This is a genomic window from Xenorhabdus sp. PB30.3, assembly GCF_963895965.1.
In the GTDB taxonomy this organism is placed as follows: domain Bacteria; phylum Pseudomonadota; class Gammaproteobacteria; order Enterobacterales; family Enterobacteriaceae; genus Xenorhabdus; species Xenorhabdus stockiae.
This window is the reverse complement of the sequence record NZ_CAWQMW010000139.1, coordinates 14,701-34,783: the sequence shown is the minus strand read 5'-3', so window position 1 is coordinate 34,783 and position 20,083 is coordinate 14,701. Positions and strand designations below refer to the sequence as shown.

Here is a 20,083-nt window from a genome sequence, read left to right as displayed (position 1 = left end):
GGCTGAAGCACTGGATACTTACATCCCAGAACCAGAGCGTGACATTGACAAGCCATTCCTGCTGCCAATCGAAGACGTATTCTCCATCTCCGGCCGTGGTACTGTTGTAACTGGTCGTGTTGAGCGTGGTATCGTTAAAGTTGGTGACGAAGTTGAAATCGTTGGTATCAAAGATACTGCGAAAACAACTTGTACTGGCGTTGAAATGTTCCGCAAACTGCTGGACGAAGGCCGTGCGGGTGAGAACGTTGGTGTTCTGCTGCGTGGTACTAAGCGTGACGAAATCGAACGTGGTCAGGTACTGGCTAAACCAGGTTCAATCAAGCCACACACTACTTTCGAATCTGAAGTATATATCCTGAGCAAAGATGAAGGTGGCCGTCATACTCCATTCTTCAAAGGTTACCGTCCACAGTTCTACTTCCGTACAACTGACGTAACCGGTACTATCGAACTGCCAGAAGGCGTTGAGATGGTAATGCCAGGTGACAACATCAACATGGTAGTTACTCTGATTGCTCCAATCGCAATGGACGAAGGTCTGCGTTTCGCAATCCGTGAAGGCGGCCGTACTGTTGGTGCTGGTGTTGTTGCTAAAGTGATCGCATAATTTTTTTAATGTGTTCATTTTGGAAGGGCATCGATAGATGCCCTTTTTATACGTTGTCTTAAGAAGAACCTATCTCATCAATAGTTGTTGATGGGTACACCAAATAGTTGTACTGAATTATTGGTGAGATAGGCTCTGATACAACGGATAGGCTTTGGTATCTGCCTGTTTTCAGACAAGCAGTTTTAAGAGAACTCTTCTTAATAAGTTCGTTTTCAGGCGAATGGATACAAAAAGTCCTGCTGAATTATGACGCCGAGTCAGATACAATTACAATTATTTTTGGGTTCGGTCTGATTTGTTTTGCTCTTGCGAGGCAAGCTGGCTATCTATTTACATCATAGTTACTTACATATAGTTACAGGTTGGTTTATGAGTGCGAATAGCAATGCTCAAGAAAGCGGGCGTGGTCTTGATATAGCAAAATGGCTATTGGTAGCAGTGCTGCTGGTGGTTGCTATTGTGGGTAATTACTATTACCGGGAGTATAACCTGCCCCTGCGCGCGATAGCCGTTGTTGCTATTGTTGCCCTTGCAGGAGCAGTTGCATTGTTGACTGCGAAAGGTAAAGCTGCATTAGCATTTGCCCGCGAATCTCGCGTCGAAATGCGTAAAGTCATTTGGCCAACTCGCCAGGAAGCCCTGCATACAACACTGATTGTTGCCGCAGTAACGGCTGTCATGTCGCTGATTTTGTGGGGGCTTGATGGTATTCTGGTGCGTTTAGTTTCATTTATTACAGGCCTGAGGTTTTAAGAATGTCTGAATCCCCAAAAAAGCGTTGGTATGTCATACAGGCATTTTCTGGGTTTGAAGGTCGCGTAGCCCAATCTCTGCGTGAACATATCAAATTACACGATATGGAAGACTCTTTCGGCGAAGTTATGGTGCCGACAGAAGAAGTTGTTGAGATCCGCAGTGGCCAGCGTCGTAAAAGCGAGCGTAAATTCTTCCCGGGCTATGTCCTGGTACAAATGGTAATGAACGATGCGACATGGCATCTGGTTCGCAGTGTACCTCGCGTAATGGGTTTTATTGGCGGTACATCTGACCGTCCTGCTCCAATCAGCGATAAAGAAGTCGATGCTATTATGAATCGTCTTCAGCAGGTTGGTGATAAACCACGTCCAAAAACTTTATTCGAACCAGGCGAAATGGTCCGCGTCAGCGATGGCCCATTTGCAGACTTCAATGGTGTTGTAGAAGAAGTCGATTACGAGAAGAGCCGCCTGAAAGTTTCGGTTTCTATCTTTGGTCGTGCTACGCCAGTTGAGCTGGATTTCAGTCAGGTCGAGAAAGCTTAATCTGATGCTTAATTGAGCTGTTTTGCTTGCAAAGGGTGTGAAATTAGCATACAATTTCGCGCCTTTTGTTTTTATTCGGGGGCTATTTTAGCTTATCCGGATAGGCAACTAAGTCTGATGACAGACATAATTTTTTGTGGTTTTGCCTGATTTAATTATTAGGCGGGGCCTGAAACGTTAGGGGAGCCTCTTTCCAGAGGCGATAACACCCATATAGAGGAAATATAGATGGCTAAGAAAGTACAAGCCTACGTTAAGCTGCAAGTAGCAGCGGGTATGGCTAACCCAAGCCCACCAGTTGGTCCAGCACTGGGTCAGCAGGGTGTGAACATCATGGAATTCTGTAAAGCGTTCAATGCTAAAACTGAAAGCATTGAAAAAGGCCTGCCAATTCCAGTTGTTATCACTGTTTATGCAGACCGTTCTTTCACTTTCGTTACCAAAACCCCACCAGCGGCGGTTCTGCTGAAAAAAGCAGCAGGCGTTAAATCTGGTTCCGGCAAACCGAACAAAGAGAAAGTTGGTAAAGTAACCAGCGCTCAGATTCGTGAAATTGCTGAAACTAAAGCTGCGGATATGACTGGTGCTGACGTTGACGCGATGATGCGTTCAATCGAAGGTACTGCTCGTTCCATGGGCCTGGTAGTGGAGGGTTAATCAATGGCTAAACTGACTAAGCGCATGCGCACAATTCGTGAAAAAGTTGATGCAACTAAGCAATATGACATCAATGAAGCCGTTGCTCTGCTGAAAGAACTGGCTACTGCTAAGTTCGTAGAAAGCGTTGACGTAGCTGTTAATCTTGGCATCGATGCTCGTAAATCTGACCAGAACGTTCGTGGCGCGACTGTACTGCCACACGGTACCGGTCGTTCAGTACGTGTTGCTGTATTTACCCAGGGCGCAAACGCTGAAGCGGCTAAAGCTGCTGGCGCAGAACTGGTAGGTATGGAAGATCTGGCTGAACAGATTAAGAAAGGCGAAATGAACTTCGACGTAGTTATCGCATCTCCAGATGCAATGCGCGTTGTTGGTCAATTGGGCCAAATTCTGGGCCCACGTGGTCTGATGCCAAACCCGAAAGTTGGTACTGTAACTCCTAACGTTGCTGAAGCTGTACAGAACGCTAAAGCGGGTCAGGTTCGTTACCGTAACGACAAGAACGGTATCATCCACACCACCATCGGTAAAGTTGACTTTGACGCTGACAAACTGAAAGAAAACCTGGAAGCTCTGCTGGTTGCGCTGAAAAAAGCGAAGCCATCTTCAGCTAAAGGCGTTTACGTTAAGAAAGTTAGCCTGTCCACTACCATGGGCGCAGGTGTTGCGATTGACCAGTCTGGTCTGAACACCGTAACAGCTTAATAATTTAGGCTGAAAGCGAATAACGCTTTACCTCAGCGTCAGATTTGTCTAAAATCTGACGCTTCGAATTTGACTGAACAGATTTATAACAATTTATAATAATTGGTACATAAAATTTGTTCAGGGCAAATCACAGTTTTCGGTTGGAGCTTGGCCTAATCCAAGCCCCGTCCAAGACCGCAGGCGTAAGTACGTAGATAAATTACTTACTTAATATCCTGCGTAGACGGTGACAGAGCCAAATGAAATTTAATTTCTGGATTCTGCTCACCGTGTTTCAGCGCTCAGGCATATTTCATGTTCTGAGTGAAGTGAGTCCCGGGTTTGCCCGGTTAATCCAGGAGCAAGAAGCTAATGGCACTAAATCTTCAAGACAAACAAGCGATTGTTGCTGAAGTCAGCGAAGTAGCCAAAGGCGCGCTGTCTGCGGTTGTTGCGGATTCTCGCGGCGTTACTGTAGATAAAATGACTGAACTGCGTAAAGCAGGTCGCGAAGCTGGCGTTTACATGCGTGTTGTTCGTAACACTCTGATGCGTCGTGCTGTTGAAGGTACTGAGTATGAGTGCCTGAAAGAAGCGTTTGTTGGTCCAACCTTGATTGCTTTTTCTAACGAACATCCGGGCGCCGCTGCTCGTCTGTTCAAAGATTTCGCGAAAGCGAACCCAGCATTCGAGATTAAAGCAGCAGCCTTTGAAGGTGAGTTTATCCCAGGTTCGGACATCGATCGTCTGGCTACACTCCCAACTTACGAAGAAGCAATCGCACGCCTGATGTCAACCATGAAAGAAGCCGCTGCAGGCAAACTGGTTCGCACTCTGGCTGCGCTACGCGATCAGAAAGAAGCTGCTTAATTGCTTATTTCCTTCGTTGCTTTTTAACGTATAAATTATTTCTGAATTTTAGGAACACTTGTTATGTCTATCACTAAAGAACAAATTCTGGACGCAGTTGCAGAAATGTCTGTAATGGACGTTGTTGAACTGATCAGCATGATGGAAGAAAAATTCGGCGTTTCTGCTGCTGCAGCTGTTGCTGTAGTTGGTGGTGCTGCTGAAGCAGTTGAAGAAAAAACTGAATTCGACGTAATCCTGACTGGCGTTGGCGCTAACAAAGTTGCTGTAATCAAAGCAGTACGTGGCGCAACTGGCCTGGGTCTGAAAGAAGCTAAAGACCTGGTTGAAAGTGCACCAGCAGCACTGAAAGAAGGCATCAGCAAAGACGACGCTGAAGCTCTGAAAAAATCTCTGGAAGAAGCAGGTGCTTCTGTTGAGATCAAGTAAGATCAGTTTGAAGTTCGCAGCCTGATTTTCAAGGCTGGCGGCTGGCGATTTTTTAATCGCCAGCCTTTTTGCGCTGTAAGGCAGCTTGTAGTTTTGTAAAGAGCTTGTTTCACAAGGATTACTTTACAAAAAGATTGCCTTGCAGAGCACATGCAGGGTGTTAGTAGCATTTCACACTGTTTGGCTACTAATCAACCCAAATACTCCTTCCTATTGACGACTTAATATACTGTGTTCTCAGCTACGATCCACTCGGGTAGCTCGGTAGTAAGGTAACGCAATGAAATGATTTAAGAGTAATAGCAATGAGTATTACGGAAAATATTCTATTTTCTGTTCGAAAAAATAGTGTTGCAGAGTGCTGTCCTTAAGGGCGGACAGAGTGGGTCACTTATCAGCGAGCTGAGGAACCCTATGGTTTACTCCTATACCGAGAAAAAACGTATTCGTAAGGATTTTGGTAAACGTCCACAAGTTTTGGATGTACCATACCTTCTTTCTATCCAACTTGACTCGTTCCAGAAGTTTATCGAGCAAGATCCTGAAGGCCAGAATGGACTGGAAGCGGCCTTCCGTTCTGTGTTCCCAATTCAGAGTTACAGCGGCAGTTCTGAGCTGCAATATGTAAGCTACCGTCTTGGCGAACCTGTTTTTGATGTTCAAGAGTGTCAGATCCGTGGCGTGACTTATTCCGCTCCACTGCGCGTTAAACTGCGTCTGGTGATTTATGAGCGTGAAGCGCCGGAAGGCACAGTAAAAGACATCAAAGAACAAGAAGTCTACATGGGTGAAATTCCACTCATGACTGATAACGGTACTTTCGTTATCAACGGTACTGAGCGCGTAATCGTATCTCAGTTACATCGTAGCCCAGGCGTTTTCTTTGACAGCGATAAGGGTAAAACCCATTCATCCGGTAAGGTACTGTATAATGCACGTATCATTCCTTACCGTGGTTCATGGCTGGATTTCGAATTCGATCCTAAAGATAATCTGTTTGTGCGTATCGACCGCCGTCGTAAATTACCGGCTTCGATTATTCTGCGCGCGATGGATTACACGAGCGAAGACATTCTGAATCTGTTCTTCGACAAGACCACGTTCGAAATTCGCGACAACAAATTGCAGATGACTCTGGTACCAGAACGTCTGCGTGGTGAGACAGCTTCATTTGATATTGAAGCGAACGGCAAACTGTATGTTGAAAAAGGCCGTCGTATCACTGCACGTCATATCCGCCAGTTAGAAAAAGATCAGGTAGACCGCATTGAGGTGCCTGTTGAATATATCGCGGGTAAAGTTGTTGCAAGAGATTACATCGATCAGAATACGGGTGAAATCATCTGTGCTGCGAACATGGAACTCTCTTTGGATCTGCTGGCACGTTTGAGCCAATCTGGTCATAAAACCATTGAGACCCTGTTCACCAACGACTTAGACCACGGTGCATACATCTCCGAGACTCTGCGTATTGACCCAACCAACGATCGCCTGAGCGCATTGGTTGAAATCTACCGCATGATGCGTCCGGGTGAACCACCAACACGTGAAGCAGCAGAAAATCTGTTTGAGAACCTGTTCTTCTCTGAAGATCGTTATGATCTGTCTGCTGTTGGCCGTATGAAGTTCAACCGTTCACTGGATCGTGAAGAGATTGAAGGTTCCGGTATCCTGAGCAAAGCTGACATCATTGATGTCATGAAGAAGCTTATCGATATCCGTAACGGTAAAGGCGAAGTGGATGATATCGACCACTTAGGCAACCGTCGTATTCGCTCCGTTGGTGAAATGGCTGAAAACCAGTTCCGTGTAGGTCTGGTACGTGTCGAGCGAGCGGTGAAAGAGCGCTTGTCTCTGGGCGATCTGGATACCCTGATGCCTCAGGATATGATCAACGCCAAGCCAATTTCAGCAGCAGTGAAAGAGTTCTTTGGTTCCAGCCAGCTGTCTCAGTTTATGGACCAGAACAACCCACTGTCTGAAATCACTCATAAACGTCGTATTTCTGCTTTGGGCCCGGGCGGTCTGACCCGTGAACGTGCAGGCTTTGAAGTTCGAGACGTACACCCGACTCACTATGGTCGTGTATGTCCAATCGAAACGCCTGAAGGTCCAAACATCGGTCTGATTAACTCCCTGTCCGTTTATGCTCGTACCAACGAATATGGTTTCCTTGAAACCCCTTATCGTTTAGTACGTGACGGCGTGGTAACAGATGAGATTCATTACCTGTCAGCGATTGAAGAAGGTAACTACGTCATTGCGCAGGCTAACTCCGCACTGGACGAAGAAGGCCACTTCATCGAAGAACTGGTAACTTGCCGTCATTATGATGAATCCAGCTTGTTCAGCCGTGATCAGGTTCAGTACATGGACGTTTCGACACAACAGATCGTGTCCGTCGGTGCTTCCCTGATCCCATTCCTTGAACACGATGACGCCAACCGTGCATTGATGGGTGCGAACATGCAACGTCAGGCGGTTCCAACCCTGCGTGCAGATAAGCCGCTGGTCGGAACAGGTATGGAGCGCGCGGTAGCGGTTGACTCCGGTGTAACCTCCGTTGCTAAACGTGGCGGTGTGGTTCAGTACGTTGACGCATCCCGTATCGTGATTAAGGTTAACGAAGATGAAATGTACGCTGGTGAAGCGGGCATTGATATCTATAACCTGACCAAGTACACCCGTTCTAACCAGAATACCTGTATCAACCAGATGCCATGTGTGTCTCTGGGCGAGATGGTAGAACGTGGTGACGTTCTGGCTGATGGTCCATCCACCGATTTGGGTGAGCTGGCACTGGGTCAGAACATGCGCGTGGCGTTCATGCCATGGAATGGTTATAACTTCGAGGACTCCATCCTCGTATCTGAACGTGTTGTTCAGGAAGACCGTTTCACTACTATTCATATTCAGGAACTGGCTTGTGTATCCCGTGATACTAAACTGGGGCCTGAAGAGATCACTGCTGACATCCCTAACGTAGGTGAAGCAGCGCTGTCTAAACTGGACGAATCCGGTATCGTTTATATCGGTGCGGAAGTGAAAGGTGGCGACATTCTGGTCGGTAAAGTGACACCAAAAGGTGAAACTCAGTTAACGCCAGAAGAAAAACTGTTGCGTGCGATCTTTGGTGAAAAAGCATCTGATGTTAAAGATTCATCACTGCGTGTACCAAACGGTGTTTCCGGTACTGTTATCGACGTACAGGTCTTTACCCGTGATGGCGTAGAAAAAGACAAGCGTGCTCTGGAAATCGAAGAAATGCAGCTGCGTCAGGCGAAGAAAGACCTGACTGAAGAACTGCGTATTTTCGAAGCTGGTCTGTTTGCCCGTATTCGTTCTGCACTGGTTTCCGGTGGAATTGAAGCGGAAAAATTAGACAAGCTGCCACGTGAGCGCTGGTTAGAACTGGGTCTGGCTGATGAAGATAAACAGAATCAGTTGGAACAGTTGGCAGAACAGTATGACGAACTGAAAGCTGAGTTCGAGAAAAAACTGGATGCTAAACGTCGTAAGATCACTCAGGGTGATGATTTAGCACCTGGCGTACTGAAAATCGTTAAGGTTTATCTGGCAGTGAAACGTCAGATCCAGCCTGGTGATAAGATGGCAGGTCGTCACGGTAACAAGGGTGTAATCTCTAAGATCAACCCAATCGAAGACATGCCTTACGATGAAAATGGTACTCCTGTTGACATCGTACTGAACCCGCTGGGCGTACCATCACGTATGAACATCGGTCAGATTCTGGAAACTCACCTGGGTATGGCGGCGAAGGGCATTGGTGACAAGATCAATGCAATGCTGAAACAGCAGCAGGAAGTTGCCAAACTGCGTGAATTTATCCAGAAAGCTTATGATCTGGGTGATGACACCCGTCAGAAAGTTGATTTGAATACTTTCACTGACGACGAAGTCATGCGTCTGGCTGAAAACCTGAAAAAAGGTATGCCAATCGCAACGCCAGTCTTCGACGGTGCGAAAGAGACTGAAATCAAAGAGCTGTTGAAACTGGGTGGCCTGCCGACTTCCGGTCAGATCACACTGTTTGACGGCCGTACTGGTGAGCAATTCGAGCGTCAGGTAACCGTTGGTTACATGTACATGCTGAAATTGAACCACTTGGTTGATGACAAGATGCACGCCCGTTCTACCGGTTCTTACAGCTTGGTTACTCAGCAGCCGCTGGGTGGTAAAGCACAGTTCGGTGGTCAGCGTTTCGGGGAGATGGAAGTGTGGGCACTGGAAGCATACGGTGCTGCCTATACTCTGCAAGAAATGCTTACCGTTAAGTCTGATGATGTTAACGGTCGTACCAAGATGTATAAAAACATCGTGGACGGTAACCACCAGATGGAACCAGGTATGCCGGAGTCTTTCAACGTATTGCTGAAAGAAATCCGTTCCTTGGGTATCAACATCGAGCTGGAAGACGAATAATAAATCATCGTTTTCCGCTGGCACTGCCCGCCTTATGTTGAAATAACATAATCGGGCAGTCTGCCAGCCAGTGGTTACACTGGTTACAAGGGGGGAGTGGCATGGGCCACTCACCTAACAGGTCTAACTCCGACAGGAGCCATTTCGTGAAAGACTTATTGAAGTTTCTGAAAGCGCAAACCAAGACCGAAGAGTTTGATGCGATCAAAATTGCTCTGGCCTCTCCAGATATGATCCGTTCGTGGTCATTCGGGGAAGTAAAAAAGCCGGAAACCATTAACTACCGTACGTTCAAACCTGAGCGTGACGGTCTTTTCTGTGCGCGTATTTTCGGGCCGGTAAAAGATTACGAATGCTTGTGTGGTAAATACAAGCGCTTAAAACACCGTGGTGTGATTTGTGAGAAGTGTGGTGTTGAAGTCACTCAGACTAAAGTTCGCCGTGAACGTATGGGTCACATTGAACTGGCATCTCCGACTGCTCACATCTGGTTCCTGAAATCACTGCCATCCCGTATCGGCTTGCTGCTGGATATGCCACTGCGCGACATCGAACGCGTACTGTACTTCGAATCCTATGTGGTTGTAGAAGGCGGCATGACCAGTCTTGAGCGCAGTCAGATCCTGACTGAAGAGCAGTATCTGGATGCACTGGAAGAGTTCGGTGATGAGTTCGACGCAAAAATGGGCGCAGAAGCGATCCAGTCTTTGTTGAAAAACATCGATCTGGAAAACGAATGTGAAACTCTGCGTGAAGAGCTGAACGAAACCAACTCTGAAACAAAGCGTAAGAAACTGACCAAGCGCATCAAGCTGCTGGAAGCTTTCATTCAGTCTGGTAACAAACCAGAGTGGATGGTTCTGACTGTTCTGCCAGTTCTGCCACCGGATCTGCGTCCTTTGGTTCCTCTGGATGGCGGTCGTTTCGCAACGTCTGACCTGAACGATCTGTATCGTCGCGTTATCAACCGTAACAACCGTCTGAAACGCCTGCTGGATCTGGCTGCGCCAGACATCATCGTACGTAACGAAAAACGTATGTTGCAGGAAGCGGTTGATGCATTGCTGGACAATGGTCGTCGTGGTCGCGCAATCACGGGTTCCAACAAGCGTCCTCTGAAATCCCTGGCTGATATGATCAAGGGTAAACAGGGTCGTTTCCGTCAGAACCTGTTGGGTAAACGTGTTGACTACTCAGGCCGTTCTGTAATTACCGTAGGTCCATACCTGCGCCTGCATCAGTGTGGTCTTCCTAAGAAGATGGCTCTGGAGCTGTTCAAACCATTCATCTACGGCAAACTGGAACTGCGTGGTCTGGCGACTACCATCAAAGCAGCCAAGAAAATGGTTGAACGCGAAGAAGCGGTTGTATGGGATATCCTTGATGAGGTTATCCGTGAGCACCCGGTTCTGCTGAACCGTGCACCAACCCTTCACCGTCTGGGTATTCAGGCGTTTGAACCGGTTCTGATCGAAGGTAAAGCGATTCAGTTGCACCCATTGGTGTGTGCGGCTTATAACGCCGACTTCGATGGTGACCAGATGGCTGTTCACGTACCGTTGACACTGGAAGCCCAGCTGGAAGCGCGTGCGCTGATGATGTCTACCAACAACATCCTGTCTCCGGCGAGCGGTGAACCAATCATCGTTCCATCTCAGGACGTTGTATTGGGTCTGTACTACATGACCCGTGACTGTGTTAACGCGAAAGGCGAAGGCATGGTTCTGACCGGTCCTAAAGAAGCAGAACGCGTATACCGCGCAGGTCTGGCTTCTCTGCATGCCCGTGTCAAAGTTCGTATCACTGAAGAAGTGAGAGATGGCGAAGGCAACGTTACGGTTAATACAGGTCTGGTTGATACCACTATCGGTCGTGCCATCCTGTGGATGATTGTACCGCGTGGTCTGCCATACTCACTGATTAACCAGCCACTGGGTAAAAAAGCGATCTCTAAGATGCTGAATACCTGTTACCGTGTGCTGGGCCTGAAACCAACCGTTATCTTAGCTGACCAGACCATGTACACCGGTTTTGCTTACGCTGCCCGTTCAGGGGTATCCGTAGGTATTGACGACATGGTTATTCCTGAGAAGAAAGAAGGCATCATCGCGGAAGCAGAAGCTGAAGTTGCTGAAATTCAGGAACAGTTCCAGTCAGGTCTGGTAACTGCGGGCGAACGCTATAACAAAGTTATTGATATCTGGGCGGCGGCGAACGAACGTGTTGCTAAAGCGATGATGGAAAACCTCTCTTCTGAGACTGTGATTAACAGCAAAGGCGAAGAAGAACAACAGGTTTCCTTCAACAACATCTTTATGATGGCCGACTCCGGTGCTCGTGGTTCTGCTGCTCAGATTCGTCAGTTGGCGGGTATGCGTGGTCTGATGGCAACGCCAGATGGCTCCATCATTGAAACCCCAATCACCGCGAACTTCCGTGAAGGTCTGAACGTACTTCAGTACTTCATCTCAACCCACGGTGCTCGTAAAGGTCTTGCGGATACCGCACTGAAAACTGCGAACTCCGGTTATCTGACTCGTCGTCTGGTTGACGTTGCTCAGGATCTGGTTGTTACTGAAGATGACTGTGGTACGCATAATGGCATCATGATGACTCCGGTTATCGAAGGTGGTGACGTTAAAGAACCTCTGCGTGAGCGTGTACTGGGTCGTGTGACTGCTGAAGACGTTCTGAAACCAGGTTCTGCGGACATTCTGGTTCCACGTAACACTCTGCTGAACGAAAAATGGTGTGATCTGTTAGAAGAAAACTCCGTTGATAGCGTGAAAGTACGTTCTGTAGTTAGTTGTGAAACTGACTTCGGTGTCTGTGCGAACTGTTACGGACGTGACCTTGCTCGTGGTCATATCATCAACAAAGGTGAAGCAGTTGGTGTTATCGCGGCACAGTCAATCGGTGAGCCGGGTACACAGCTGACGATGCGTACGTTCCACATCGGTGGTGCGGCATCTCGTGCGGCAGCAGAATCCAGCATTCAGGTACGTAACAAAGGTCAATTGAAACTGACTAACGCGAAATTCGTTACTAACTCAGCGGGCAAACTGGTTATTACTTCCCGTAATACCGAATTGCGCCTGATTGACGATTTCGGCCGTACTAAAGAAAGCTATAAAGTGCCTTACGGCTCCGTATTGTCAAAAGGTGATGGCGAGAAAGTTGCCGGCGGTGAAACCGTTGCTAACTGGGATCCACACACCATGCCAGTCGTGAGTGAAGTGTCCGGTATCATCCAGTTCTCCGACATGGTAGATGGCCAGACCATTACCCGTCAGACGGACGAACTGACCGGCCTTTCATCACTGGTGGTTCTGGACAGTGCAGAGCGTACCGGTAGCGGTAAAGACCTGCGTCCGGCACTGAAAATCGTTGATGCTCAGGGTAACGACGTTCTGATCCCGGGTACAGATATGCCTGCTCAGTACTTCCTGCCGGGTAAAGCGATTGTTCAGCTGGAAGATGGCATAACTATCTCTGCGGGTGACACGCTGGCTCGTATTCCTCAGGAATCTGGCGGTACTAAAGATATCACCGGTGGTCTGCCACGCGTTGCAGACCTGTTCGAAGCACGTCGTCCGAAAGAGCCTGCTATCCTGGCAGAAATCAGCGGTATCGTTTCCTTCGGTAAAGAAACCAAAGGTAAACGTCGTCTGGTAATCAGCCCACTGGATGGTAGTGATGCTTACGAAGAGATGATCCCTAAATGGCGTCAGCTCAACGTATTCGAAGGTGAGGTTGTTGAACGTGGTGACGTGATCTCCGATGGTCCAGAATCTCCACACGACATTCTGCGTCTGCGTGGCGTTCATGCCGTTGCTCGTTACATCACTAACGAAGTTCAGGAAGTTTACCGTCTGCAAGGCGTTAAGATTAACGATAAACACATTGAAGTTATCGTTCGTCAGATGCTGCGTAAAGTGACCATTGCAAGCGCGGGAAGCTCTGAATTCCTTGAAGGCGAGCAGGTTGAATACGCACGCGTTAAAGTTGCTAACCGTAAACTGGATCAAGATGGCAAAGTCCCTGCGACCTTCCACCGTGATCTGCTGGGTATTACCAAAGCATCACTGGCAACAGAATCCTTCATCTCTGCGGCGTCGTTCCAGGAAACAACCCGCGTACTGACTGAAGCAGCTGTTGCAGGTAAACGTGATGAATTGCGTGGCCTGAAAGAGAACGTCATTGTGGGTCGTCTGATCCCTGCGGGTACAGGTTATGCTTACCATCAGGATCGTATGCGCCGTCGTCACGAAAACGAAGTGGTTGAAGCACCACAAGTGACTGTCGACGAAGCCACTGCAAACCTTGCTGAATTGTTGAATGCAGGTTTCGGTAGCAGCTCTAACGAGTAACACCATGATGAGTAGGATACATAATTCGTATCACTAATCATAAAATGCCCTCTCTGGTAGAGGGCATTTTTATTTTGGGTGGAAAACAGAATGAGACAAATCGTTAATGTTGCTGCCATGATTTTCTTGCTGTCGTTATTCTTTTTCGCCAATCAGGTCGCAGCGTATCAGCCTGATGGGGAAAGCTATCGTTATATGGAGGTCATCAGAGACAGCGAAATTTATGCCTTGGTTGGAGAACATGTGATTCAGGTTGGCATCTTCAGGGAAGGGCAGAGCCTGAAAGTGGCGCAGGATGAAGGAGAAGACAGCGATTATTACGTATTTAGGTTTGGTAATGGGAAAGGTTACATTGCTAAAAGCCATTTAAAAGAAATAAAAAAAGCCTCATTCCCCAGTGATCCTTTCCCCATTCTCAATAATAAAATCGCTCAGGGTTTAGCTACCTTTCAGGCAACGAAGGTTTACAGCACACTGAAAGCCGATAGTAAGCCAATGGCAGTACTGGAGGCAGATCTCCGCTATCCAATTCAGGATAAGGTACAGGATATTAAGCATAATATTTGGTATGAAATTAATCTGGGAGGACGTCTGGGCTACATTCGTGCTCAGGATGCTGAACAGGATAATGGCATACCTGTGCTGACATACCATCATATTCTTGAGGAGAAAGAGAATAAGCGTTTTCTGCATACATCAACAACCACCTCTTTGAACGCCTTCCGTAATCAAATGGATTACTTAAAACAGGCTGGTTACACTACGATTTCACTCTATGAGTTGGAGGGGTACTTAAAAGGTGCAATTAACCTGCCGGCGAAAGTTGTTGCTTTGACTTTTGATGATGGATTGAAGTCAGTGTATCGTTATGCTTACCCAATACTGAAAAAAAATGAACAAAAGGCGACACTTTTTATCATCTCATCCCGAATCAAACGCCATCCTCAGAAATGGAATCCCAATAACCTACAATTTTTGAGTCTTAATGAATTGTTATCTATGCAGGATGTTTTTGATTTTCAATCCCATACTCATTTCTTGCATCGATTAGGTAAAAATAAGAAACCCATATTATTCAAGCGTTCATACCGGAATATTCTGTATGACTTTGAACGCTCCCGCCGGGCATTATCACAATTTAACCCCTATGTAATTTATCTTTCCTACCCTTTTGGCGGATATAATATGTCAGCGATGAAAGCGGCTAGAAATGCAGGTTTTCATTTAGCAGTTACTACTATGCAGGGAAAAGTTAAATTGGGAGACAATCCCTTTTCTTTGAAGCGGCTATATATATTGCGGACAGATTCCATTGAAAAAATGGCGAAAATGATAGCCAATAAACCAAGAGATATTCCTTTTTCTAAGATAAATAGAAAAAAATGATATATTTAGATTGATTTTAAGGTAATTATATAGAACTCTCTGTATTAATGGGGTTTTATTATAAATATCACAGCTCGCTATTTTTGAACATGTTTTCATGAAATAATACCCTGTCAGTTTAGCTTGAAAATATTATATATGATTGTTTCCATTTAATTATTAAATTATGTGGAGGTGAGCGTGAATATTCAAGATGATTATAATGTGTTAATAATCTCCTTTGATGGCGTTCCGATGTCCGGAATTGTTGTTGAATCAATTAAACTTGCAGGTTTTTTGAAAAACAGTAAGAAAAGAATTTTCATGGATTTAGGTTATGATATAAAAATTGATAAAGGAAATTTTAATAAAGAATATAAAGATGAATGCTCATTGTTTGGTGAGTTATTAGAGTTGGTCAGAGTTGCAAATATTTTTGATATTCCTGATTATAATATCAATTTTCTTACTAATGTTTTTGATGCCATGATAAGAAATAATAAGGTGGTTGAAGAGAGTGAATTAAGAAACTTAAAAGAAAGGGTTGACGAAGTTTCTGATACGCTTTCGGATTCAATCCTGGCCTTCTGGCTGAAGAATCGCATTGGTTATCTCATTGTAGAAAATGGAACTATTCCAGAAAATATCGTTTATACCAAAGCCTTGTATAAAGCTATCGATAAATATGGGCAACAACTTGATCTTGATAAATTTGTTCTTTGGCGTGATCATGATTTGATGTGGAATAGTGAGACATCCGCTGGGAAGTATGGCTCACCCCCTTATGAATTTGCGATAAAACCTGTTGACTCACCGTATATAAAATACTTTACTTTAAACCAGACCTCAAAAGTACATTTATTAGAATGGTGTGGATATGATTTAGATATCAATGTCCTACCAAATAGTTATGACTTTGAACGCCTGGCTTCCAGAAAAAATATCAGGCATCGATTTGGTATCAGGAAAAATGATGTGGTTATATCCAGAATCACCAGAATTATTCCACAGAAGAGATTAGACAGAGATATTATTCTGATTAAAGAGCTTAACAGACTATTCAGTCAGGACGATATAAAAATATATTTACTTGTGGCGGGTAACACTAATGAAGATGTATGTCATTATCATCAGTTAAGGGAGATGGTGAAAAATTATGATGTAGAAGATTATGTTATATTTGTCGGTAGCTTATGCCATGATTTTTATCATAATACATCCGAATTTACAGTTGAGGATCTGATACATTCAGCAGATTTAATATCATTCTTGACTTCATATGATTATGATAGCTACGGGAATCCTATCGGGGAAGCCATCTGTCAAAGTAAATGTTATATCACGACCAGCTATGAATATTATGATGAGGTGTATGGTAATAAAGGTTTCCTTTCTCCAGTGATGAATATCAGCAAAGAAAATGATGGAGTACCGGATAAAGCGTTTATTAATGAAGTTTATGCATTGCTCAAAGATCCAGTAAATATGAAAAGATATGCGGAGCATAATTACAAATTAGGGAGGGAGCTATTGTCTCATCGTATTCTGGATGACATTTTCTTTTCAGATAAAAGGTGAATGTGATGAATGAAGTGATGAAAAAAGATGTCGTTATTTCTGTTGTGTTACCTGTCTTTAATGAAGAAAAAAGATTGAATATTGTATTAACTTCTCTTTTTAACCAATATGATGAATCAGGGGAATTAAATAAGGACACTTATGAAGTTGTTATTGTTGATAATAACTCAACAGACAACTCCCTGAACGTTATTAAAAAATTTAGAGAAGCTAATCCGTTATTGAATCTGTATGTTATAGAAGAAAAACAGCAGGGTGTTTCTTCCGCCAGAAAATGTGGAATGGATTTTGCCAGTCAGAGGAGTAAAGAGCGGGATAAGAAATATCATCTGGAGCAACGTTTTTATATTCTGTCTGCTGATGCAGATTGTACGGTTGATAATCAATGGGTTTATCAACTCATAAAAAAAATGATGATGGATAAGGCTGATTTGGGGACGTGCAATTATTTTTATGATCCCGAAAAATTTTTACATCGTCCTGTTTTGTATGAACAGATAAGAAAGACATTACTTTGTCGTGAGTTTTCTTTCTCTCTATTTGGTGGCTTTCCCGATGGAAAAGGTTTTGCTGTTGAAAGGGACTTATACGATAAGGTGGGTGGCATCGAAATTTTTTACCAATTACATGATGGCGCGTTTGTGCAACATCTGTCGGATGACTGGGATTTCGGTATTAAAGTTATTGCTTATGGTGGTAAGCCAACTTATGCGCATTACTCCAGAGTTGAGATTAACAGCAGGCGGGTCGATAACTTGCTGGGTGAAGTGATCATCGGCAAGGCTTATGGGGCTGATGGCATTATCACCATGAAAGATATCCGGCCACCGGATGAAAATATACCGTATGGAGATCTCACACCAGAAGAAGGAAAAATGGCATGGGATTATTCCATCAAAGATTACGTGCCTAAAAATATTATATTACCCTTATTGCTTAATCCTGATTTATTACAGAAAGACGCCATCATTGATTTTTTTACGGCTCCGGTGGCTCAGAAACTGTATGAACGCATTCATGAAATAAAATCGACCGCCCGTATTATCGACTTTAAACCGATACACGCTTATAAAACGCCATCCTACCGGCTTTATTTCGAATTCAGACAGCAAATATTCGCCAGCCTGCGTAAACATGTGGATCAAAGTATAGGCTATCCGCCGGAGTTACCACCTTGTCTTGACGCTATTCTGAAGCAGCAGCCAGATAAATTTATCAATTATGTTTACTACTTCTGTGAGGACAGGGAATCAGGAACAGCCCATAACTATTTTGCTAATGGAGGAGTTTTCTGATGATAGAACAAGCACTGTATTCACTGAATAAAATAGACGAAAAATATCCACGGCCCGATATTATTGATGTACTTTCTGATCAGCGTAATCAATCCCTTCTTTCTTATGTTTATCGTGACCCATTCGGGTGTCATATTTTCCCCGGAGATATTGAAAATTACCCGCATCAACGTTTTCTTGAAGCATTGAATAGTGAACTTTCTACCGGATATCCCATTCATCTCTGGGCCTATATACCTACCTGCCGATATATTTGTCATTTTTGCCAGTTTCCTAAGATTGTGGTCAGGCCACACAGAGAAGAGTCATCTCAGGTATTTAAGGAAGTCGTCGACCTCAATATCATGGAAGCCAGAATGTGGTTACAAAAAGTGCCTAATCTGGCGAGTGTGTCAATCGGTGAATTTAATATTTTCGGAGGGACACCATCGCTATTACCTTTTGATGAATTGGAACGGTTAATGGTGTTTTACCGGGAACACTTTAACTTTAGTCATGCAACACTAAGATTCGAAGGAGAGCCGGGTACTTTAGACAGCCATTATCTGGCTTTCCTGCACAAACTAGGGTTCAGTAAACTGTCTTTTGGTGCTCAGTCTTTCAACGATGACATTATTTATTCTTCTGGCAGGAAGCACTCTTCTGGGGAGTGTTTCGAGGTGATAAAGAATGCTCGAGAAGCCGGCATTGAGTGGACCAGCGTAGATTTAATTTATGGTTTATTACAGCAGAGAGTTGAAGATGTTGAGTATGACATCAGAAAAGCGCTGGAACTGGAGTTGTCTCATATTGTCTGTTCGAAGCTGCATATAAAAGATTTCATGGAAACGCGGACGGGCGTCTCAGAGGAAAAAAAAGCACTGTGGCAAAAGAAAATTATACCAATTGAAATTACACCGGTTGAAACAACATCTGCTGGAACAAACCGTATTGACACCGGAGCCAATAAAGGCAGTAAACTTTCTGCGGGTATGTTTCCGAGCCTCGGTGAGCAGTATCAGATGCGCAATGTTATCGATAATTTATTTGATAGCCATTATTCTGAACATCCGACAATGTATTTTTATCGCAAAGATACAGAGCCAGAAAAGTGGAAAGGTATTATTACTGATCAGGATAAACAACATCCGGAAGTTGCTATTGGATTGGGTGGCAGTTCGAAATGCCGTTCCGCTGAAATGGTGAATCTCACCGATTACAAGTGTTATCGCGAAGCAGTGAATAATCATATTTTGCCTGTTGCTTCTGTGACGGGTATGTCAGCAGAAAGGCAGGAATCGAATGCTATTAAAATGGCGTTATCGACCTGCCAGCCGGTAAATAATGATGTTCACCGGCAAAGATTTGGTCATGCGATAAAAGAAAACAAACGTATTTATAATAAATTATGTGATTTGGCAGAACGTCAGTTGCTATTTTTTGATAATGACAAAATTAAACTCACTCATAGTGGCAAAGTGCTGGTTGAGTCAATCGTAAATACAGAATTTAATGACTAAATATGATGAGTAATAATGATTAAAGCCATCCGTTTTCTTCCTACTAAACGGGTGGCTTTAATTTGTACCGGTTCAGGTAGATCCTTTACTCTTTATCATTTTGATAAATGTTTCCCGTGCACTCGATGAACCAAGGCGTTCAGCTTCATCTAACAGAGTTAGTGCCTTATTGATATCTTCATTTTTGATCGCTTTCTTGATGGCCTCATTGAAGTGCTGTTCTGTTTCACCTGAAATAGATTTAGGCACTCTATTAGGTTTTCGATCTACGAGAGAATGGTCAGCCAATACGTTTTCGGTAGTTCGTTCTGACGTCACTTTCAGCGTTAAAATTCCGGTATCTGTATGGCGAGCTACTGGGTCTGGAATATTGGGAACCGCGTTACCTACTCCCTGAGCATAGGCTTTGGCTGGATCAACCATTTTGGTCGATGTTTGCAGGTCTGCATGGGTAGTGTAAATCAGCAAATATATATTTTTCTGCCCTGACACTGGCGTTATTTTTAATGTTCTTTCAATCCTTTCCCCCGAGAAGATCCCCGGTTGTTGATAGGAGAAAGAATGGCTTGCATAAAGTGCAACAGGCTGAAATTTTTCATCAAACACCAACATGTTAGGTAAATAGACCTGCTTATCTTTTATCCGGCTGCTTAACGTCATTTTCAGTGCACCCTGACTGGCCGGTAAAGCAAGAGTGGCAACTGCTCCCTGAATATTTCCTTCGTTAATCTGAGGTGAAGTCCGACTGAGAACAATTGTGTGCATTGCCGGGGTCTTTATCGGTTTCCATACCTGCTTCTGTAAAACAGAAACAGGTATGGAATAAGCAACGCTGTTGTTTATTTCCGGATTAATCATAGCCTTCTCAGATACAGTACCTGCTGCATAAGCCACTAAGGGGAGGCTTATGCAGGAGAAAATACTGATAAAGAAGAGAGTAATTAGTTTGGTTTTCATCGTTTACCCTTACCCT

The 20,083-nt window shown here is 44.6% G+C and carries 14 protein-coding genes; 13 read left to right on the top strand and 1 reads right to left on the bottom strand.

What is annotated here, in order from left to right; translation table 11 throughout:
- From AACX38_RS13035 to AACX38_RS12975, 13 genes are all read left to right on the top strand, one after another.
- Window positions 1-610: EF-Tu C-terminal domain-related protein (locus AACX38_RS13035; RefSeq protein ID WP_255712079.1), on the top strand; the 610-nt coding region annotated here is incomplete at its 5' end.
- A gap of 372 nt (window positions 611-982) precedes the next feature.
- Window positions 983-1,366 (top strand): preprotein translocase subunit SecE, encoded by a 384-nt coding sequence (gene secE, locus AACX38_RS13030; protein WP_099109246.1) that lies wholly within the window; start codon window positions 983-985, stop codon window positions 1,364-1,366.
- Window positions 1,367-1,368: 2 nt separating this feature from the next.
- Window positions 1,369-1,914: a transcription termination/antitermination protein NusG gene (gene nusG / locus AACX38_RS13025; RefSeq protein ID WP_099109247.1), complete on the top strand. Its 546-nt coding sequence runs from the start codon at window positions 1,369-1,371 to the stop codon at window positions 1,912-1,914.
- Between the two features lie 228 nt (window positions 1,915-2,142).
- Window positions 2,143-2,571: a 50S ribosomal protein L11 gene (rplK, locus tag AACX38_RS13020; protein ID WP_010848553.1), complete on the top strand. Its 429-nt coding sequence runs from the start codon at window positions 2,143-2,145 to the stop codon at window positions 2,569-2,571.
- Between the two features lie 3 nt (window positions 2,572-2,574).
- Window positions 2,575-3,279, top strand: a complete 705-nt coding sequence (gene rplA / locus AACX38_RS13015) for a 50S ribosomal protein L1 (protein ID WP_099120240.1) — start codon at window positions 2,575-2,577, stop codon at window positions 3,277-3,279.
- A gap of 354 nt (window positions 3,280-3,633) precedes the next feature.
- The gene (rplJ, locus tag AACX38_RS13010; protein WP_099109249.1) at window positions 3,634-4,131 is read left to right on the top strand and encodes a 50S ribosomal protein L10; all 498 of its coding nucleotides are present in this window, start codon (window positions 3,634-3,636) and stop codon (window positions 4,129-4,131) included.
- A 63-nt stretch (window positions 4,132-4,194) separates the two neighbouring features.
- On the top strand, window positions 4,195-4,560 hold the full coding sequence (rplL, locus tag AACX38_RS13005) for a 50S ribosomal protein L7/L12 (protein WP_038237923.1): 366 nt from the start codon (window positions 4,195-4,197) through the stop codon (window positions 4,558-4,560).
- A gap of 414 nt (window positions 4,561-4,974) precedes the next feature.
- Window positions 4,975-9,003, top strand: coding sequence for a DNA-directed RNA polymerase subunit beta (gene rpoB, locus AACX38_RS13000; RefSeq protein WP_099120239.1), 4,029 nt, complete (start codon window positions 4,975-4,977; stop codon window positions 9,001-9,003).
- 146 nt (window positions 9,004-9,149) lie between these two features.
- A complete protein-coding gene (rpoC, locus tag AACX38_RS12995) occupies window positions 9,150-13,373 on the top strand; it encodes a DNA-directed RNA polymerase subunit beta' (protein ID WP_099120238.1) in 4,224 nt (1,407 codons plus the stop codon).
- Between the two features lie 90 nt (window positions 13,374-13,463).
- Complete coding sequence (locus AACX38_RS12990; protein ID WP_228864517.1) at window positions 13,464-14,759, top strand: polysaccharide deacetylase family protein; 1,296 nt, start codon at window positions 13,464-13,466, stop codon at window positions 14,757-14,759.
- Window positions 14,760-14,939: 180 nt separating this feature from the next.
- Complete coding sequence (locus AACX38_RS12985; RefSeq protein WP_228864516.1) at window positions 14,940-16,316, top strand: glycosyltransferase; 1,377 nt, start codon at window positions 14,940-14,942, stop codon at window positions 16,314-16,316.
- 5 nt (window positions 16,317-16,321) lie between these two features.
- Complete coding sequence (locus AACX38_RS12980; RefSeq protein WP_228864515.1) at window positions 16,322-17,611, top strand: glycosyltransferase; 1,290 nt, start codon at window positions 16,322-16,324, stop codon at window positions 17,609-17,611.
- A complete protein-coding gene (locus tag AACX38_RS12975) occupies window positions 17,611-19,110 on the top strand; it encodes a radical SAM protein (RefSeq protein ID WP_228864514.1) in 1,500 nt (499 codons plus the stop codon). Before AACX38_RS12980 ends, AACX38_RS12975 begins: the two co-directional genes overlap by 1 nt.
- Window positions 19,111-19,182: 72 nt before the next feature.
- Here the strand turns inward: AACX38_RS12975 and AACX38_RS12970 are convergent, their stop codons facing one another.
- On the bottom strand, window positions 19,183-20,067 hold the full coding sequence (locus AACX38_RS12970) for a MalM family protein (RefSeq protein ID WP_228864513.1): 885 nt from the start codon (window positions 20,065-20,067) through the stop codon (window positions 19,183-19,185).
- Window positions 20,068-20,083 lie beyond the last annotated feature (16 nt).